18 protein-coding genes are annotated in these 19,978 nt (G+C 43.9%); 7 read left to right on the forward strand and 11 right to left on the reverse strand.

What is annotated here, in order from left to right:
• Window positions 1–217 precede the first annotated feature (217 nt).
• The 4 genes from BACCOP_RS16460 to dnaG all read left to right on the forward strand — a co-directional run bounded on the left by BACCOP_RS16460 (window position 218) and on the right by dnaG (window position 6,756).
• Entirely contained in the window at window positions 218–1,435 is a 1,218-nt protein-coding gene (locus tag BACCOP_RS16460; protein ID WP_007571179.1) for a transposase, read from the forward strand.
• Window positions 1,436–1,744: 309 nt separating this feature from the next.
• Entirely contained in the window at window positions 1,745–2,746 is a 1,002-nt protein-coding gene (locus BACCOP_RS16465; RefSeq protein WP_007571181.1) for a malate dehydrogenase, read from the forward strand.
• Window positions 2,747–3,107: 361 nt separating this feature from the next.
• Complete coding sequence (locus BACCOP_RS16470; protein WP_227994696.1) at window positions 3,108–4,445, forward strand: phosphatase PAP2 family protein; 1,338 nt, start codon at window positions 3,108–3,110, stop codon at window positions 4,443–4,445.
• A 115-nt stretch (window positions 4,446–4,560) separates the two neighbouring features.
• Entirely contained in the window at window positions 4,561–6,756 is a 2,196-nt protein-coding gene (gene dnaG / locus BACCOP_RS16475) for a DNA primase (RefSeq protein ID WP_007571187.1), read from the forward strand.
• A gap of 22 nt (window positions 6,757–6,778) precedes the next feature.
• On the opposite strand, the gene BACCOP_RS16480 is transcribed toward dnaG, so the two are convergent.
• From BACCOP_RS16480 to BACCOP_RS16515, 8 genes are all read right to left on the reverse strand, one after another.
• Complete coding sequence (locus BACCOP_RS16480; RefSeq protein WP_007571188.1) at window positions 6,779–7,588, reverse strand: hypothetical protein; 810 nt, start codon at window positions 7,586–7,588, stop codon at window positions 6,779–6,781.
• A gap of 103 nt (window positions 7,589–7,691) precedes the next feature.
• Complete coding sequence (gene recG, locus BACCOP_RS16485; RefSeq protein WP_007571189.1) at window positions 7,692–9,791, reverse strand: ATP-dependent DNA helicase RecG; 2,100 nt, start codon at window positions 9,789–9,791, stop codon at window positions 7,692–7,694.
• Between the two features lie 4 nt (window positions 9,792–9,795).
• Window positions 9,796–10,461, reverse strand: coding sequence for a 2-C-methyl-D-erythritol 4-phosphate cytidylyltransferase (locus BACCOP_RS16490; protein WP_007571190.1), 666 nt, complete (start codon window positions 10,459–10,461; stop codon window positions 9,796–9,798).
• Window positions 10,461–11,009: a DJ-1 family glyoxalase III gene (locus BACCOP_RS16495; protein WP_007571191.1), complete on the reverse strand. Its 549-nt coding sequence runs from the start codon at window positions 11,007–11,009 to the stop codon at window positions 10,461–10,463. The genes BACCOP_RS16490 and BACCOP_RS16495 overlap by 1 nt, the downstream gene beginning before the upstream one ends.
• 30 nt (window positions 11,010–11,039) lie before the next feature.
• Window positions 11,040–11,882 carry a TonB family protein gene (locus tag BACCOP_RS16500; RefSeq protein ID WP_007571192.1) on the reverse strand — a complete coding sequence of 281 codons (843 nt, stop codon included), beginning with the start codon at window positions 11,880–11,882 and terminating at the stop codon, window positions 11,040–11,042.
• Window positions 11,883–11,893: 11 nt separating this feature from the next.
• Window positions 11,894–12,313: an ExbD/TolR family protein gene (locus tag BACCOP_RS16505; RefSeq protein ID WP_083779597.1), complete on the reverse strand. Its 420-nt coding sequence runs from the start codon at window positions 12,311–12,313 to the stop codon at window positions 11,894–11,896.
• Window positions 12,314–12,320: 7 nt separating this feature from the next.
• Window positions 12,321–13,040, reverse strand: coding sequence for a MotA/TolQ/ExbB proton channel family protein (locus BACCOP_RS16510; protein WP_007571194.1), 720 nt, complete (start codon window positions 13,038–13,040; stop codon window positions 12,321–12,323).
• Window positions 13,041–13,043: 3 nt separating this feature from the next.
• Window positions 13,044–13,757, reverse strand: coding sequence for a pyridoxine 5'-phosphate synthase (locus BACCOP_RS16515; protein ID WP_007571195.1), 714 nt, complete (start codon window positions 13,755–13,757; stop codon window positions 13,044–13,046).
• A 108-nt stretch (window positions 13,758–13,865) separates the two neighbouring features.
• Between BACCOP_RS16515 and BACCOP_RS16520 the strand changes: the two genes are divergently transcribed.
• A complete protein-coding gene (locus BACCOP_RS16520; RefSeq protein WP_007571197.1) occupies window positions 13,866–14,750 on the forward strand; it encodes an NAD kinase in 885 nt (294 codons plus the stop codon).
• 232 nt (window positions 14,751–14,982) lie between these two features.
• On the opposite strand, the gene BACCOP_RS16525 is transcribed toward BACCOP_RS16520, so the two are convergent.
• Window positions 14,983–16,266 carry a UDP-N-acetylmuramoyl-tripeptide--D-alanyl-D-alanine ligase gene (locus BACCOP_RS16525; protein ID WP_040312209.1) on the reverse strand — a complete coding sequence of 428 codons (1,284 nt, stop codon included), beginning with the start codon at window positions 16,264–16,266 and terminating at the stop codon, window positions 14,983–14,985.
• Between the two features lie 115 nt (window positions 16,267–16,381).
• Here BACCOP_RS16525 and folP point away from each other — a divergent pair, with 115 nt between their 5' ends.
• Together folP and cdaA are read left to right on the forward strand one after the other, a co-directional pair.
• Window positions 16,382–17,245, forward strand: a complete 864-nt coding sequence (gene folP, locus BACCOP_RS16530) for a dihydropteroate synthase (protein ID WP_007571199.1) — start codon at window positions 16,382–16,384, stop codon at window positions 17,243–17,245.
• Window positions 17,246–17,255: 10 nt separating this feature from the next.
• The gene (cdaA, locus tag BACCOP_RS16535) at window positions 17,256–18,035 is read left to right on the forward strand and encodes a diadenylate cyclase CdaA (RefSeq protein ID WP_007571204.1); all 780 of its coding nucleotides are present in this window, start codon (window positions 17,256–17,258) and stop codon (window positions 18,033–18,035) included.
• Between the two features lie 3 nt (window positions 18,036–18,038).
• Here the strand turns inward: cdaA and BACCOP_RS16540 are convergent, their stop codons facing one another.
• Entirely contained in the window at window positions 18,039–19,073 is a 1,035-nt protein-coding gene (locus BACCOP_RS16540) for a GNAT family N-acetyltransferase (protein WP_007571206.1), read from the reverse strand.
• A complete protein-coding gene (locus tag BACCOP_RS16545; protein ID WP_007571208.1) occupies window positions 19,070–19,960 on the reverse strand; it encodes a DUF2156 domain-containing protein in 891 nt (296 codons plus the stop codon). Before BACCOP_RS16545 ends, BACCOP_RS16540 begins: the two co-directional genes overlap by 4 nt.
• Between the last annotated feature and the right edge of the window lie 18 nt (window positions 19,961–19,978).

Here is a 19,978-nt window from a genome sequence, read left to right on the forward strand (position 1 = left end):
AAATTTTTACCGAAAAATTAAAAGTTAAACAATAAAACCGGCAAAAGTCGGGTTCGGAAACACTAAAGAGGTCATTGAAATGTTGTCTAAAACGAATGGTTAAGCATGAAGAAATGTGCTGAAAAAAATGTGCTAACCTGCTGATAATAAAGGTGAAAAAGTATTGCATAATTCGCTGGTTTTTTAGTAAATTAGAAGTCTCTCAACTCTTCTGATTATGACTAAAGAAACACTCCTTATGCAATACCAATCCGAGTGCCTGTCGGCTCTCAAATCAGTAGCGAATATACAAAAACCTTTTGAAAAAACGTTCATGGACACCATGAAATTATTCATGGCCATCCCGGATCGTATAAACTTCCTCCAATTGGGCAGATATGGCTGTTTCTCAGAACAGACTTATCGTAACCTTTTTGAGCATGAAACTTTCGACTGGTTTGCGTTCAACGGCTCTATCATCAGCAAGCATCTCACAGGCAAAAGAAAAGCCATCGCCATCGATCCTTCCTATATTCCCAAATCAGGCAAGAAGACACCTTGGATAGGTTACTTCTGGTCCGGTTGTGCAGGAGAATACAAGCGTGGACTGGAAATCATGGGCATCGGTGTCATTGACATCGACAATCATGAATGCATGACTTTAGGTTCCATTCAGACGCCGGATTGTAAGACCTTGGATAATATGGACAAGAGCCTCGTTGACTGGTACAGCAGCTATCTTATCAGTAGAAAAGACAAGCTACAGAGCCTGTCCAGAACGGTGGTTGCAGACGCATTCTTTTCCAAGGAAACATTCATAACACCTATGTGTGAGAACGATTTCCATGTCATCAGCCGCTTTCGGAATGACGTAATCCTGTACTATCCGACATTGGAGCAGAAAACAGGAAAACGTGGTCATCCCAAGTGGTTTGACGGCAGGATTGACTTTGCCAATCTGGATTTGACCCGGTGCAAGGAATACGAGGTGAACAAAGGAAAGCTATACGGATTGAGGGTATATGCAAAAGCTCTCAAAAGGTATGTTTCCTTAGCCGTCTGGTATCCGATGGACGGGAGGACAGACAAGTGGCAGCTTTACTTCTCTACAGACGATTCCATGGATGGACGTGAGGTGCTGGATTATTACAGAACCAGGTTCCAACTGGAATTTTGCTTTAGAGATGGCAAGCAGCATGCAGGAATCACCAACTGCCAGTCAACCGACTTCAGGAAGTTGGATTTTCACTTCAATGCATCGCTCGCAGCTGTCAACTTGGCCAAAGCGGCATGTAAGAGGCTCGGAATAGCCTATTCCATATCCTCTTGCAAGTCATTCATACACAATGCTTATATGCTTGAACGATTTATTTGCGTGTTCGGGATTAACCCAGACATGCAAGTTATTGACAAACTTTTCAAAGAACTCATTTTATTTACTGCCAGAGCCGCTTAGGCTTGGCGAATTTTTAACGAACTATTACTTTCATATTTACAAATATAAATCTTATTTCTGAAATAAAGAAATCGAGAAGCAAATAAAAACATATCCGACAAGCATAATCGGGCAATTGATAACTCCTGATAGCAAAACGCCATATCCAGATTTAAAAATAGTGAAATTTTTCCGTAATTAATTCGAAAGCCCGCAGATTTGCCCACTTTTACGCCAAGAAAGACTCGTTTATACCAAAGAACTTTTTTATCTTTGTAGCGCAAGAAAGAAGAAATACACTTTTATAACATAACTTAAATAATAAGAATTATGGAATTTGTAACTAACGAAAAACTTACCATTGTTGGTGCTGCCGGTATGATCGGTTCTAACATGGCTCAGACTGCTATCATGATGGGTCTGACTCCGAACATCTGTTTGTATGACCCGTATGCTCCGGGATTGGAAGGCGTAGCTGAAGAATTGTACCACTGCGGTTTCGAAGGCGTAAACGTAACTTTCACTTCTGATATCAAAGAAGCGCTGACTGGTGCAAAATATATCGTAAACTCAGGTGGTGCTGCTCGTAAAGCAGGTATGACTCGTGAAGACCTGTTGAAAGGTAACGCTGCTATCGCAGAAGAATTCGGTAAGAACGTAAAACAGTACTGCCCGGATGTAAAACACATCGTTGTTATCTTCAACCCTGCTGATATCACAGGTTTGATTACATTGCTGTACTCTGGTTTGAAACCAAGTCAGGTTACTACTTTGGCAGCTCTTGACTCTACTCGTCTGCGCAGCGAATTGGCTAAACACTTCGGAGTAGCTATGGATGCTGTTGAAAACTGCCGTACTTATGGTGGTCACGGAGAACAGATGGCTGTATTTGCTTCTACAGCAAAAGTTAACGGCAAAGCTCTGACTGACATCATCGGTACAGACGCTCTGACTAAAGAACAATGGGCTGAAATCCAGCAGAAAGTTACTAAAGGTGGTGCAAACATCATCAACTTGCGTGGCCGTTCTTCATTCCAGAGCCCATCATACGTTTCTATCGAAATGATTGGTGCTGCTATGGGTGGTAAAGCATTCCGTTGGCCGGCTGGTACTTACGTATCAAACGATAAGTACGATCACATCATGATGGCATGGGAAACTTCTATCACTGCTGACGGTTGCCACTGCGCTGCTTTGAACGGTACTGCAGAAGAACAAGCTGCTTTGGATAAGAGCTACGAACACTTGTGCGCACTGCGTGACGAAGTAATCGCAATGGGCGTTCTTCCTCCTGTTTCTGAATGGAACAAACTGAACCCGAACATTAAATAATCAGATATATACCTGATTTAAGAAGAAGGAGACTGTATACCAGTCTCCTTCTTTGTTTTTTATAGTAACCAAACCCATGAAAACTTGTTTATTAAAAATCTTTTTTAACAAAATCCGATGAACCAGCCTTACAATCACTCCGTTATACAGTTTTTAACAGCTTATAACCGGAAACTAAACTATGAAATTCAAAAACGTCTTGATCTTTTTCAGTCTATCGTTCTGTTATATACCGTTGCATGCCCATAACTTCTGTGAAGAAGCTTTTTATAATTTCCCTGACTCTATTTCACAAATAACCGGTTCGCAAGAAACAAAGCCTCCGACCGCCAAGGAAAGTTTTAAAAGGAACTTTTCATATATGGGAATCCCCTTTATCACAGCCGGGCTGATCGTAAAAGAACGCAATACTGATTTCCGGACGCTCCGCAACCGGTTTAAGCCAGCTTTTCATCATCGATATGACGACTATACACAATATGTTCCTCTGACTGCTACTTGGGGAATGAAACTGGCTGGTGTTCAAAGTCGCAGTTCATGGAAAGAACTGGCAGTGAGCAATGTCTTTTCGGCTGCATTGATGGCAGGATTTGTCAACTCTTTAAAATACACCACCCGAGAAACCCGTCCGGACAATACATCCAACAACTCATTTTCTTCAGGACATACGGCCACTGCCTTCATGTGTGCCACCATTCTTCACAAGGAATATGGCATGAAAAGTCCCTGGTACAGCATCGGAGGATATACACTGGCCGGAATTACGGGAGTTACACGTCAGCTCAATAACCGGCACTGGATCGGCGATGTACTTGTAGGAGCCGGAATAGGCATGATTTCTACAGACTTGGGATATTTTTTCTCTGATCTGATTTTCAGACGCGATAATGCAGATACATGGAAAACAAATACTGCTTACGACCGGTATGACACGCCTTCGTTCTTAAGCTTTAACATGGGAATAGCATCCGGTCCTTCAGCTTTACGAACAGCAGAAATATATGATTCTGAAGGTGGCTCCCCGCTAGGTATGCGCTTAAAGGTTGGAACAGCAACAGTTGTCAGCGTAGAGGGAGCTTATTTTTTCAATGCTTTTATCGGAGCAGGAGGACGTTTGAAGGTGGCAACTCTACCTGTCATTGCTGATATCCCGGCAGAGAATATGAGAAACTTCGATATGGACAGCGATTTAAAAGAAGACGCTCCAGTCAATCTATTTCTGCTCGATGGTCTGGAATCGGATCATCTGGGTATGTTCGATGTCGACCTGGGACTTTATTTTTCATATCCTTTCAGCCGGCATTTTCAGATAGGAAGCAAGCTGCTGGTAGGACGCAGAATAAATGCTAATTTCAAGTTGAATTCAATCTGTCGCATCAATCCACAAATATTCGACCGTGGGATTGTTAGTGAAGAAGTTTACAACCAATTTTATAAAGAAGACATCGACTATTACATGAATCAAGATGGAATCAGCCGCGATGAATTGCTGAACAGTTCTTTTGTAGATGACGATTTTCTGAACATACGTAAAAGTGCTACATATAAAGTCGGTACGGGAGTTTCGTTTACCTACCGCTACAAGGAAGATGCAGCTCTCCGGCTATATTGTGACTACGACTTTGCCTCTCCCCGTCTGACATACGATTTAAAGAACTCCTGGACAGACGAAGAAGGCAATCGGAATGCCCATGCATAACCTGACATTCGGTGCTTCCATTGCATTTATGTTCTGATGTAACTTCCATCCTGAAAAGCAGCAGAAAGAAAGTCGTTGCACATTCTACTTATTTTTATTATTTTCGCCTCTCGAAATGATAGACCAAGCCACCATAGACCGTATCCTCGATGCTGCACAGATTGTAGACGTAGTATCCGAATTTGTTACTCTCCGACGCAGGGGGGTAAACTATATCGGACTGTGCCCTTTCCACAACGAAAAGACTCCATCTTTCAGTGTTTCTCCCAGTAAGGGACTCTGCAAATGCTTCAGCTGTGGGAAAGGAGGAAATGTTGTTCATTTCATTATGGAACACGAACAGCTTTCTTATTACGAAGCACTGAAGTGGCTTGCCCGAAAATACAACATCGAAGTCAAGGAACGCGAACTGACTAATGAAGAAAAGCAGGCACAAAGCTTGCGCGAAAGTCTGTTTGTTGTCAACCAGTTTGCTTCGGAATATTTCCAGGATGTTCTTTATAATCACATCGACGGACAGCGTATCGGTATGACCTATTTGCGCGGACGCGGATTCCGTGACGATATTATCAAGAAGTTTCAGTTAGGATATAGTACCGACAGCCCCGATGCACTGGCAAAGGCTGCCATCCAGAAAGGATATAAGGAAGAATTTCTGGTAAAAACGGGACTCTGTTACCGTAAAGATAACGGTTCTTTGCACGACCGGTTCTGGGGACGTGTCATTTTTCCTGTTCATACCTTGTCGGGAAAAATTGTAGCTTTCGGCGGACGTGTATTAAGCTCCGCCACCAAAAACGTACAGATGAAGTACGTCAATTCTCCCGAATCGGAAATCTATCACAAGAGCCGTGAGCTGTATGGTATTTACTTTGCCAAACAAGCTATTGTGCGGCAAGACCGCTGTTTTCTAGTAGAAGGATATACCGATGTGATTTCTATGCACCAAAGTGGTATAGAAAACGTAGTAGCGTCATCGGGAACAGCATTAACCTCCGAGCAAATCCGGCTTATTCATCGTTTTACAAATAACATCACCGTACTTTACGACGGTGACGGAGCGGGTATTAAGGCTAGTATCCGCGGTATCGACATGCTGTTGGAAGAAGGAATGAACATCAAGGTCTGCCTCCTGCCCGACGGTGATGATCCGGATAGTTTTGCCCGCAAGCATAATGCCACCGACTATCAGGCATATATCAATGACCATGAAGTTGATTTTATCCGCTTTAAGACCAACCTCCTTATGGAAGAAGCGGGTAAAGATCCCATCAAGCGTGCTTCACTGATTTCCAGTATCGTAAAAAGTATTTCGGTTATTCCCGACGCCATTGTACGATCGGTGTACATTCGTGAGTGCAGTCAGTTACTGCAAATGGAAGAAAAGATACTGGTAGAAGCTACTGCCAAACTGATAGAGCAGGCCAGAGAAAATAAATTTAAGGAAGAACAACGCAGACAATACCGGGAACGTCAGTTGGCTGCCACTACTCCGAATACTGGTACACCGGCTTCTTCCACTCCTGCTGTTTCTGAAGGCAATGCAACAGCTGGTAATGATATACCATTCACAGCATCGAATGATATTCCACTCCCCCCTCCTCCCGTCGAAGATTCCGGAAATAATGGAATCATCCCCGATTTTCCTCCTGTTGAAACAGGAGAAGGGGCTGTCGTACCTACATCGCTGGGGAATGAAATTCCAGTTGATACATATACGTCATACATTCCGACAGAAGGCAATGAGCAGAAGGTGTTCTATGCCAAGGAGGAAGACTTAATGCGTATGATTGTACGGTACGGAGAGAAAGTAATGTGTTACATGGAAAATGAAAATGGAGAACAACTGCCTCTCACCGTGACCGAATATATATCCGAAGGGCTGAAAGAAGATGAATTGCAATTTCATGTCGCACTTCACCGCCAAATGTTGAAAGAAGCGGAAATGCACATTCATGACGAGAACTTTACCGCAGAACGTTACTTTATCGCACATCCGGTTCCAGAAATAAGTAAAGTAGCTGTCGATCTTGCCAGCGACCGCTATCAACTGAGCAAGTATCACTCAAAAGGACAAAAAATCATCAGCGATGAAGAGCGCTTGCATGAGCTGGTTCCACGTTTGCTGCTCGATTTTAAGCTATCCATTGTAGACGAGGAAATGAAACATACGCTTCAAGCACTTGCCAATCCGGAAATAGCCAATGATCCGCAACGCTATATGGAAATCATGCAGCGTTATAAGGAGCTGCACGAAACACAAAGTATCATGGCTCAGCGTGCCGGCGACCGGGTGGTGCTGAAATTATAATCCTCTCTGCCGTCTGCCGGAATCACTTAAAAGAGTTGGTCGCATCAATTCCCAGTTGTCTCAATATAGAAACGATCTCATCGAACTTTTCCACTGGAACCCTTTCTATCGGATAGCAGTGATAAGCAAAATCGGTATCTAGAAACTCTATGAAGGAGATAAATTCATGACTCACAAAAGGTGCTGACGTGAAATTAACCTTCCGAAGGTCCGAATAAGCAAATTTTACAGTTTCATCTTCATCAGGCCGCTGCAAGACCATTTCTCGCGGTTCCAGCGTCAATGCATACTGACAAGAAATACCCTGATAAAGTGTAAATAATGAAAGTCCTACATGCCCTATTCCAATCAATAACACTAAAAGTCCCGCCAGCCACACATGAGGAGTTCCAAAAATCACCAAACATGACCAGAAGAAAACAAACGCCCCAAACAACAACTCAAAAATTCCCCACCTACGACGCGAACGCATACACTTCGGAAACTCATTATAAACATGAACTACGGCCAAGCTATCCACCTGCTTGAGGGAAGTTTCATAATTGGTAAAAGGAATTTGCCGTGCCAACAGATATTGCACAATCCAGGCCGGGTTCAGGCGAGATCCCCTATTCAACCACATACCTTGCAATTGTGCTCCACGTACAAAACCCGACTTCAAAGTAAAGATAAACACACCCAATCCATCCAGACAACGCCAATAAGGTTTGCACTTGCTGGGACGAGGCTTATAGTATTGCATAAACGTGAAACCTGCAATCTCTTCCACATTAACGTGCTTGCGTTTCAACCAGCACTCCACCTTGCGTTCTTTCTCTTCTTCCAGTACCATGATCTTAGATTTCTTTGAGTTATCCTAAATCTGATTATCAGACGATAACAAACTTACAAAAAATTAAAGGACCATGTACTTTACATTTTCCTTTTTTACAGGATTACGAAATAACCGACCAGTTCACATTCTTTTTCCGAAGCTCCTTCAACTGCTGCCATATAATCGCATTTTCCGGACGTTCTCCATTCGGATCGGCATCAAGCAGATGCTCGGCTATTTCACGTACAAACTGTAAGAGCTGTCCGTCGCGGGCAATATCGGCAATTTTCAAATCGAAGGCTACACCACTCTGTTGCGTTCCTTCCAAATCACCCGGACCGCGCAACTTCAAATCGGCCTCTGCAATCTCAAATCCATCATTCGTTTGCACCATGATTTCGATACGTTTACGCGTTTCTTCCGTCAGCTTATATCCGGTAACCAGAATACAATATGACTGGTCCGCTCCTCGTCCTACACGTCCGCGCAACTGATGCAACTGCGACAAGCCGAAACGCTCCGCATTCTCTATCACCATAACCGAGGCATTGGGCACGTTCACCCCCACCTCAATCACCGTAGTAGCTACCATTATCTGAGTTTCATTGGCCAAGAAACGCTGCATCTCCTCATCTTTCTCTGCAGGTTTCATTTTACCATGTACCTTGCTCACCTTATACTCCGGAAACTCTTCACAGATATGCATATACCCGTCTTCCAGGTTCTTGATATCCATCTTCTCGCTTTCCTGAATCAGCGGATAAACAATATATGCCTGCCGGCCTTCCTGTATCTGCTTCCGTATGAAAGCATACATCGAAGCACGACGATTGTCAAACTGATGAACAGTCTGAATGGGTTTTCGCCCCGGAGGAAGTTCGTCGATAACCGAAACATCAAGATCGCCATACAATGTCATGGCAAGTGTACGCGGGATAGGAGTTGCCGTCATAACCAAGACATGAGGCGGACAGGTATTTTTTGCCCACAGCTTGGCACGCTGGGCTACTCCGAAACGATGTTGTTCGTCTATCACCACCAATCCCAAAGACGAAAAGTTGACAGTATCTTCTATTACCGCATGAGTACCGATAAGGATATGTACATCTCCCGTCACCAGATCTTTCAGAATTGTTTCCCGGCGCTTTCCTTTTACTGTTCCGGTAAGCAGCTCCACCCGTACATTCATACCCGCCAGAAAACGACATATCGTTTCATAATGCTGAGTAGCCAAAATTTCTGTAGGAGCCATCATGCAAGCCTGATAGCCGTTGTCCAGCGCAATCAGCATAGTCATCAGGGCAACAAGTGTTTTTCCGCTGCCCACATCTCCTTGCAGCAAGCGGTTCATTTGTCTTCCACTTCCCATATCACGGCGCATCTCCTTTATCACCCGCTTCTGTGCTCCAGTAAGCTGGAAAGGAAGATTCTGCGAATAGAAAGTATTGAATATCTCTCCTACTTTGCCAAATACCAGTCCGCGGAACTTATTTCTCCGTTCTTTGGTATAACGAAGAATATTAAGCTGGACATAAAACAGTTCCTCGAACTTCAAACGGTATTGTGCTCTGCGGAGCAAATCAGGGTTCTGAGGGAAATGAATGTTATACAGCGCATCAGTAAGCGGCATCAGCCGATAATGATCCACTAGTTGCGGACTCAAGGTTTCTTCAATAATCTCCTTCTGAAGCGCCCCGAAAAGATTTTTCATCAGTTTTTCCAGCGCATGAGAATTGAGATTGCTGCGCTTCATCTTTTCGGTCGTATTATAATAAGGCTGAAGCCCCATTGTAGAAAGAGTAAGCTCCTGTGCCGGATCAATATCCGGATGAGCTATATTTATTCGTCCATTGAATATGGTCGGCTTGCCAAAGACAATATATTCTTCATTTGCCTTATATTTCCCCATGATGAATTTCAGTCCCTGAAACCATACCAGATCGACAATACCCGTTCCGTCGGAAAAATGTCCGACCAGACGCCGCTGGCGACCTTCACCCATTGTTTCAAAGCTGAGTACCTTACCTTTTAACTGTATGTAAGGCATATTTCCATCTATTTCATGGATATAATACAGACGACTACGGTCGACATACTTATAAGGGAAATAACACAACAAGTCCCGAAAGGAATAGATATTCAGTTCCTTGTTCAGTATGGCCGCACGCTGCGGGCCCACCCCTTGCAAATATTTTATGTCACGCGTAGATAAATCGAACATTTATTTAAACCAGAACTTCTGCAACTTTCAAGTCGAATGGAGTAGTAAGCTTTATATTTTCACGATTTCCCGGTATTAAGAAGACAGGATGCCCCAAAGCCTCCACTACCGAAGCATCATCTGTAAAAGCGGAAGTATATGTTTGTCCGTAAGCCTGTTTCAGTAACGATGCAGTAAAAACCTGAGGAGTCTGCACCAGTTTATAACAGTCGCGTGGTACAGTCACACTCTTTTCGTCTGCCTCTATCCGACGGACTGTTTCCACTACATCAATAACCGGAATTACAGCTTGCCTTTCTTCAGCAGCAGCATAACAGGCGGCTATCACTTCCTGAGAAACAAAAGGACGTACACCATCGTGCACTCCTACTACACTATTCCTATCATCCACCAAGGCCAGTCCGTTCTTTACAGAATGAAAACGAGTTTCTCCGCCGTTGGCGATACGATGGGGAAGCGTAAATCCATATTCCGCACAAAGGCGCTTCCAGTAGTCCTGCTGGTCTACCGGAAGTACCAATATGATATTTATACATTTATCGTAAGCATAAAAAGCCTCCAGCGTACGCATCAGTACAGGCTTTCCCTTTACCGGGATAAACTGCTTGGGTATATCTCCCCCCATGCGTAAACCTTTACCTCCTGCTACGACAATGATATATTTCTTCATCAGGCAAGCAACATTCCTTTTTTAACTTCCAAAGCTTTTTCTGCTCCTGCATATTTTTCCAGAATAGCAAAAGCAAAAGCCGGAGCAGCACCCGGACCTTTACCCAAGATAAAGTTATCGACAACTTCAACCATATTGCCTGTATATTCTGCACCTTCCAGATATTTGTCGAAGCCCGGATAGCAAGTAGCCTTCTTGCCTTTCAGCAAACCACGCTTGCCATATACCATAGGAGCTGCACAAATAGCAGCAAGAGGTTTACCTGCCGCAGCAAAACTCATAATCAGCTTGTCGAGTCCTGCATGAGCATCCAGATTTGTCGCTCCCGGAAGTCCACCCGGAAGAACAACCATTTCCACATCTTCTTCCTTCAAATCCTCGAACAGCATATCCGCAACGATAGGAACCTGATGTGAGCTGACAACGGTCTTTTCACCTGTTACCGACACAGTTTTTACATTCAGTCCCCCACGACGCATTACATCGAGTGGAAACATGGCTTCCATTTCTTCGAAACCTTCTGCCAAAAAGATACAAATAGTTTTCATAATATGATGAATTTAAATATGCTTATAGTCTTATTTCAACTTAAAGTAATAGGTTATCGTACCACTCTGATTGTTTACACCGTCTACCGAATTGAACCGAGCTCGACGAGCTGCCTCTTCTGCTGCACGACGCAAAGCAGGATTTACCGTATTGGTCCGTTTGTTTATACTCGTGCTGATAACTCTTCCGGCAGGATTTACAACGATAGTAACCACAACTCTTCCTTCATCCTGTACATTGTATACAGGAACAGGCAATCCTCCAGGTCCCAAAGAACGTCCGTTCAAGTCGAATGTTCCATATCCTCCTACTCCTGAGATTTTTCCTGTATTTCCATTTCCATCCGGACTACCTTCTATGCCTTGTCCGGAAGTAGCCGAACCTTTACTACCCATTTTAGATCCTTTACCAAATGCCCCGGCAATCTTGTTGGCAGCAGCCTGAGCAGCAGCACGTTCTTCTTCAGCACGCTTTTCGGCTTCAGTTTTTTCCTTGGGTTTGGTTACAACAGGTTTTGTTTCCTGCTTCTTTTTAGGAGTAACTTCTTTTTTAGGTTTTTCTTCTTTCGGCTTTTCCTTTTTTACCTGAATAGAAGGTTCATCATCCTGCGTAATCATAGGCTGTTTCACCTCCGGTTCCGGAGTTACTTCCGGTTCGGGTACAGAAGTTTCCGGCTGCGGCAATACATCAACCTCCGTCATTGTATACGGATCGGCATCTCCCTGAGCCATTTGTGTATTACCAAGCATAACCGGCACACCTCCTTCTTCTTGTATCTCAGGACGAGTAAGTGAGCAAAAGAGCAGCAATAGTACCACAAAGATATGCAGCACTACCGTTCCTATTATTCCGGTTACTTTACTTTTCTTCACTGTATTCTTTTTTAATTCTGTTTGTCAGGGCGGCGAGTAGCCAGAACCATTCTAAAATGATTTTCGTTGGCAATATTCAGGATACGGACAATTTCGCGATACGGAATCGACTCGTCAGCGTAAAGCGCCACATACATTTCCGGTTCCTTCGCAGCACACTCTTGCAAGAACGAAGGAACTTCGTCGAGTGCAAGCGGCATTTCATCCTCATTACCAAACGCCCCGTAATAATTCAAATCCTTATCGATAATTACCCGCGCCATAGGCTTAGCCGAAGTCTGCTCAGAACCCTGCGGAAGCAAGACCTTGATTGCATTCGGCGATACCATCGTAGAGGTAATCATAAAAAATATCAGCAGCAAAAAGATGAGGTCGGTCATCGACGACATACTGAAGGCCGGAGATATTTTCTGTCTTCTTTTCAGTGACATAGGCTTCTTATTTTTCGTTTGGTTCGTTCATCAAGTCCATGAAAGCAATGGTACGAGCTTCCATCTGACTTACAACCTTGTCTACGCGATATACCAGATGATTGTAAGCAAACATGGTAGCAATACCCACAACCAGACCGCCTACAGTGGTAATCATCGCTTCATAGATACCGCTCGAAAGCAGAGTAATATCAATATTGTTTCCGGCATTAGCCATATTCCAGAAAGCACGAACCATACCAGTTACCGTACCCAGGAAACCAAGCATCGGCGCACCGCTGGAAATAGTAGCCATAATAGAAAGTCCGTTTTCCAGTTTTGCAACTTCAATGTTTCCGGTATTCTCGATAGCAGCCTGTACATCGGCAACCGGACGTCCCATACGCATGATACCTTTTTCAATCATACGCGAAGAAGGAGTATTGGTTATACGGCAGTAATTGATTGCCGATTTGATTTCTCCAGTCTTGATATAGTCGCGGATACGATCCATAAACAACGGGTCTTCTTTACCCGCCTTGCGGATAGCTACCGCACGTTCAAAAAAGATATAAAAGGCTATGACAGACATCAGAGCCAGTACAATCATAATCCAACCACCTTTGCAAGCCATGTCCCAAAGGTTCATTTCCGATTCTCCCGATACAACAGGAGTCAATACGGGATTATTTCCCGTCATGGTGTCGGCAACGGTCTGTGCAGCTGCCAGCAGTGTCATTGTAATCATAATTTAACGAAGGCAATTTTTATATTCTTCAATAGTTTTCTTAAGTCCTAGATAGAGTGCGTCACAAATCAATGCGTGACCGATGGAAACTTCGTCCACCCATGGAATATTTTCATGAAAGTAAGCAAGATTCTCAAGGCTGAGATCATGACCGGCATTCAGTCCCATTCCCAACTTGCGGGTTACCTTTGCAGCCTCAACGAAAGGAGCAATGGCAGCTTCGCGATTCTTTCCATACTGTGATGCATAAGGCTCTGTATAAAGTTCCACACGGTCGGCTCCGGCTTTTGCCGCATACTCTATCATTTCCGTATCAGTTCCTACGAAAATAGAAGTACGTATACCTGCTTCTCCGAAAGTATCCATCAGCTCGGTCAGGAAGGAAAGATTATTTTTAGTATCCCATCCCGAATTAGAAGTAATCTGGTCGGGAGCGTCGGGAACAAGCGTTACCTGATGCGGTTTTACCTTCAATACCAGGTCAATAAATTCTTTCGAAGGATATCCTTCGATATTAAACTCCGTACGAAGTATGGGACGAAGAGCCAACACGTCCGCATAGCGGATATGCCGTTCATCGGGACGAGGATGAACCGTAATCCCTTCGGCCCCGAAAGCCTCGCAATCCAACGCCACTTTTTCTACATCCGGGTTATTTCCCCCGCGAGCATTACGCAAGGTTGCTACCTTGTTTATATTCACACTTAGCTTAGTCATATTGAATTTATTTTATATCTTTGCGTCTACAACCTGCAAAGTTAACAGGTTTTGCGAGAAACCTGTTAACTTTACGTGACAAAAGATTGATAAAAAAAGCTACAAGATATGCAACGCAACCTCAGATTCGCCCTTTTTGGAAACACTTATCAGGAACATAAGTCGGCACATGTCACCCATTTGCTGGAGATATTGCGTGACAAAGGAGCCGAAATCTGTATCAGCAACGAGTTTTACGACTTTTTAAAACAGCATACAAAAGCAAACCTCGACGGACTGGAGATATTCAAAGGTTACGACTTTAATGCAGACATGGCACTCAGTATCGGTGGCGACGGAACCTTTCTGCGTGCAGCAAGCCGTGTAGGAAAAAAAGAAATTCCTATCCTGGGCATCAATACCGGACGTCTGGGATTCCTTGCCGATATATCACCCGACCAGATGGAGGAGGCTTTCGATGAAATCTACGAAGGGAAATACCTTGCCGAACCTCGCAGGGTATTGCATCTGACATCCGAAGGATACGTGCTGAAAGGCTATCCCTACGGACTGAACGAAATAGCTATTCTGAAACGTGACAGCTCGTCGATGATTACCATACGGGCTTACATAAACAGTGAGCCACTCTGTTCGTATCAGGCAGACGGCCTGATTATCGCAACCCCCACCGGCTCGACAGGTTATTCACTCAGTGTAGGAGGTCCGATTCTTGTGCCGCAAAGCGGAACTATCAGTCTGACTCCCGTGGCTCCACACAGCCTGAACGTACGCCCGATTGTCATTCGCGACGACTGGGAAATCACACTCGACGTAGAAAGCCGAAGCCACAACTTTCTGGTAGCCGTAGACGGACGCAGTGAAACATGCCGCGAAGGAATCCGCCTGACGGTACGCCGTGCCGATTATTTCGTACGCATCGTAAAACGCTGTCATCACTCTTTCTTCAATACGCTTCGGGAAAAAATGATGTGGGGAGCAGACAGCCGTTTATAGTTCAGGAATACATACTGAAAGCTTCAGAAAAAGGCTTCACAAACTAGCGAAAATGCCCTATTTTTTCGTACAAAGATTGTCGAAGCTTGTACAGATTTTAAAAAAATATCCTGATGTTTTTCCGAAAACATCAGGATATTTTTTTAAAACGTCAGCAAGAATATAATACGTTTCTTACGAGAATATCATTCTTTTATCGGAAACAAGAATTTATCAATTGATTAACAGCGCATTACAAATACTCGAGCAGCAGACTTAACTTCATGCTGTTTGAACCTTTTATCAGGATATAATATCCCTGAGGCTTATGCATCCGGATATCAGCCAGCACTTCATCTACATGCTGAAAAGTCTGATAGGAATGAGTGGCTGCTGCAAATTCGGGACCAACCAGTACAACACGGTCAAAACCACATTCCTTCAGATAATCTACCACCTTCTGATGTTCTTCCCGACTTGCTTCACCCAATTCCTTCATATCGCCAAGAATCACCATCTTATGCGGAGCTTCTATCTGACGGAAATTCTTCAAGGCAGCCATCATACTGGTCGGGTTGGCATTATATGCATCCACAATCAGTTTATTATCGGCTGTTTCTTTCAGTTGCGACCGGTTATTGTGAGGCAGATACGACGCCAGCGCACTGCTGATATCATCATCAGACACTCCAAAGTAACGTCCGATAGCTGCTGCTGCCAGCATATTATCCAAATTATACGAGCCGATAAGATGTGTATTCACCTCGTGCGATACTCCTTCTGCTGTCCATCGGAAAGACAGGAAAGGTGAACAGCTTATCAGTTCTCCACTGACATACAAACCGGCAGTCTGCCCGTAACGCACACAAGTCAACCCTTCGGCAATGCCATTCAGGTAAGGATTTTCATTCTGGATAAAGATAGTAGCCCCACCTTTAGCCCGCAGAAAATCGTACAACTCTCCTTTCGTGCGGATAACTCCCTCGAAAGATCCGAAACCTTGCAGGTGAGCCTTGCCTACATTTGTTATAATTCCATAATCCGGTTCGGCAATATGTACCAGTGTCTTTATTTCTCCCGGATGGTTCGCACCCATTTCGACAACCGCCATTTCGTGTTCTTTTGTCAGACGAAGCAACGTGAGCGGTACTCCGATGTGATTATTGAAATTACCTTCTGTATATAATGTATTGAACTTCCGGCTCAGCACCGTAGAAATGAGTTCTTTGGTTGTGGTCTTTCCATTCGTACCTGTAATGCCGATAACCGGCGTTTTCAGCTGCCGGCGGTGATAATTAGCCAGTTGTTGCAAAGCCTGCAAACAGTTGTCTACGAGAATTGTACCCTCACCCGCATATTCAGATTCGTCGATTACAGCATAGCGGCAACCCTGCTTCAAAGCCTGTGCGGCAAAAGCATTGCCATTAAAAGTTTCTCCTTTCAGGGCGATGAACATAGAACCCTCAGGACAGTTGCGGCTATCGGTGGTCACCTTACCGCATTCCATAAAACATTTATATAATTCTGCTATTTCCATATTTTCTGTAACAAAATATTCCGGCACAAAGATAACGTAATTTAATTTCCCGCGACTGCGAAAAAACAAATTATTGTGTGTACATTTGCAGCGCTTAAAGACGTATTCATCGGACATGGAAAACAGTATCACGAAACTTATCAATGTAAAGGGACAGTTAATGGACTTATCCTACCCGCAGGTAATGGGTATCCTGAATGTTACTCCCGATTCTTTTTATGCCGGAAGCCGGAAACAGACAGAAACGGAAATTGCAGAACGTACACTTCAAATCGTGTCGGAAGGGGGAAGCATTATCGATGTAGGAGCTTATTCATCACGCTCCAATGCAGAACATATCAGTGCGGAGGAGGAAATGTCTCGTCTGCGTCACGGACTGGAGATTGTATTCCGCGAATGTCCCGATGCCATTGTTTCGGTAGATACGTTCCGGGCAGATGTTGCACGTATGTGTGTAGAAGAGTACGGCGCAGCTATCATCAACGATATAGCAGCGGGCAATATGGATGAAAACATGTTTGCAACCGTAGCCCGGCTCGGTGTCCCCTACATCATGATGCACATGCAGGGAACTCCGCAAAACATGCAGCAGGCTCCACACTATGACAATGTATTGAAAGAAGTATTATATTACTTTTCTGAAAAGGTACAGAAGCTGCGTGACCTGGGAGCCAAGGATATCATCATCGATCCGGGATTCGGATTCGGAAAGACGCTGGAACACAACTACGAGCTACTGGACAAAATGGAAGAATTCCAGATATTCGAACTGCCTGTACTGGTAGGAGTTTCACGCAAGTCGATGATTTACCGCCTGCTGGGAGGAGGACCGGAAGATGCCTTGAACGGAACAAGCGTCGTCAACACAATAGCCTTGATGAAAGGAGCCGACATCCTGCGTGTACACGATGTGCGTGCCGCATCCGAAGCAGTCAAAATAGTTGCCGCCATGAAAAAGTTAACTCCTGTAAGTTTGTAAATATAAAATTATGCCTTTCGATATTTCCATACTTAGCGTCAAAGATATTATCGACATTCTGCTGGTAGCGTTTCTATTATACAAAACCTACAAGCTGATGAAATCGTCGGGATCAATCAATGTATTTACGGGAATTCTCGTGTTTATCGTCATTTGGGTTATCGTATCGCAAGTGCTGCAAATGCGTCTGCTCGGTTCGATATTCGATAAGCTGGTAAGCGTGGGAGTCATTGCACTGATTGTAATCTTTCAGGATGAAATACGTCACTTCCTGCTCTCGCTTGGTTCACGCCACCGCACAAGCAGTCTGCTTCGCTTTTTTAAGGGAAGTCAGAAGAACGACAACAGCAAAGAGGCCATCATGCCTATTGTCATGGCTTGCCTCAACATGAGTAAAGGAAAAGTGGGCGCACTGATTGTCATCGAAAAGAATTTTCCACTGGATGACATCGCACGTACAGGAGATATCATCGATGCGAACATCAATCAGCGACTGATAGAAAATATTTTCTTCAAAAACAGTCCGCTACACGATGGAGCTATGATTATCAGCAACAAACGTATAAAGGCTGCCGGATGTATTCTTCCGGTATCACATAACCTGAACATTCCGAAAGAGTTGGGGCTAAGACACCGTGCCGCACTGGGAGTTTCTCAGGAAACAGATGCCATGGCAATTATCGTTTCCGAGGAAACCGGAGGTATTTCCATAGCCTATCAGGGTGAGTTCTACCTAAAACTGACGGCTGAGGAACTGGAAAGAATGCTTACGAGTGAAGATGAGCTTTAAGGATTAATCCAACATCAGGCTCATATAGGGATGAAGGTCTTTCAGTACAAGAGCAGTCAGCTCGCTTATTGTGACACAAACATACTCTTTTCCCATCTGATAACCTTGTATCATCTTCCCCGGAGAAACCGTGTAATATCCATTGTTTTCTCCGATAACCTCGTCTCCTTGCAGATGAATACAGAGTTCCTCCCCTTGATAAACAGCAGCATACAACTCAAGGCAAGCAGGAACATTTATTAAGCGTGCCATGCCTAATTCATGCATCTCGTCAGCAAAAGGAAGTATGCATGTCATGGTTTCAGCTTGATAAAAAGCAGCGAGTTGATGTAATGCAACTGTCAGGTCCGCCTCGTCAGACAGAAGTATTTCTTTGACAGAAAGTGTCTTTTCCTGCATCAGGCAAAAGATAAGTCCGGACAAGACATCACCTTTATAAATTGTCCATACATCACCTTTGCTCAAAGCCAGATCAGACAGTACAACATGGAAATCATCAAAGGTGTGCTGTATGCAGCACGACCGCCTGTTCATTTGTTCATTAAAGTATGGATAAATTGTTTCTTCAGGGTTTTTCAACAGATCTATCTTACTCATTTTCAGATATGATACAGAGTTATTAACAGGTTGTTCATAACTGTTGATAACTTTTTTCAGCACACCATAACGGAAACAAGTCGCGTAGCCTGAGCGAGCATAATATCCTTTCAACCAATCTTCGGCAGGAATTAGTGTTGAAAACACGATTCCCTCATCGAACATGGAACGATGTGTTTCCTCAAGCAGGCGACGCATAGCCCCTCTTGCCCGATAATCAGGATGAGTACAAGCGCCCGATATATATGAAGCAGCTACCGTCCGGCCACAAAATGTCATCGGATAAGATATCATCTGAAGCGCAGAAATCACCTTACCATCTTCTATTATCGCTTTATTAATCTGGTCGGTATAACGTAAACGGAAATAAAGGTCTACAAATGCTTCATCATCATTGAAGCAAGTTTCCCAAAGTTGCCTGACTTGTTCTTTTACGCTCATTGTAATTCCACGATATATTTTTCAAGAAGAGTTTCTGGATAATAAGACAATTTAGCCTTACGCAGTCCTTCCAGCCCCAGGTCTTCCTCACGGTTGATATAAATGTACTGTTCCGGAATACGATTAGCAAACTCATTGTTAATCATAGCATAGGCTCCTTCTATATCTGTATTTGCTTTCTCTACACAAGTATCGAAAGTTTCATTGTTTATAGGAGCTCCGAAGGTAAATGCTACAATCTCTCCGTTAACATGCAATACTCCTCCTCGCAAATCCAGTTCGTTAATATGCTTCAACGCATCAGTCATCGAACGCCGTTCTGCTATCAGAGCTTCATTCTCTGCACAGTCGTTTGCTTTACACCACATGCTTTCCAGACGCAGACACTCAGGGACGAGTTCGGCTGTCAACTCCTTATATTCATAATTAGGATAAGCTGCTTTAAACCGATTGATATGATTCCGTTTAGGCTGGTACTTTTTTCCACGAAGCGTTGCCAGATCAGAACGAAGATATACATAATCAAAATAATCACGATCGGCTGTAAACGTAAAACGCCCCGGAAAAGCAGCTTCCAGTTCTGCACGCATATAGCTACATACACCCAACAAACGGAAAGGAACACCTTTGCTGCGCGCATCCTCTATCAGCACGTCAACAATTCGATGTACATCGCCTTCACCCACCGGCATCATATATGCCAGTTCATTATCTGCATAAAAACGGAACAACAGAAAGCCGTCCATTTCAGCAATTTCCGTCTGGTACAAGAACCTCCAGCTATACAGATTAGAAAACGACAAATCGCAGTTACGGCGCTTGCTTGTTAAAGTATAACGCTGCACAGTTTCCTTATCTTCCAGTTCTATGGGTCTAAATGGTATCATATTATATTTCTTTTATTT

The sequence above is a fragment of the Phocaeicola coprocola DSM 17136 genome (assembly GCF_000154845.1).
Classification (GTDB): Bacteria; Bacteroidota; Bacteroidia; order Bacteroidales; family Bacteroidaceae; genus Phocaeicola; species Phocaeicola coprocola.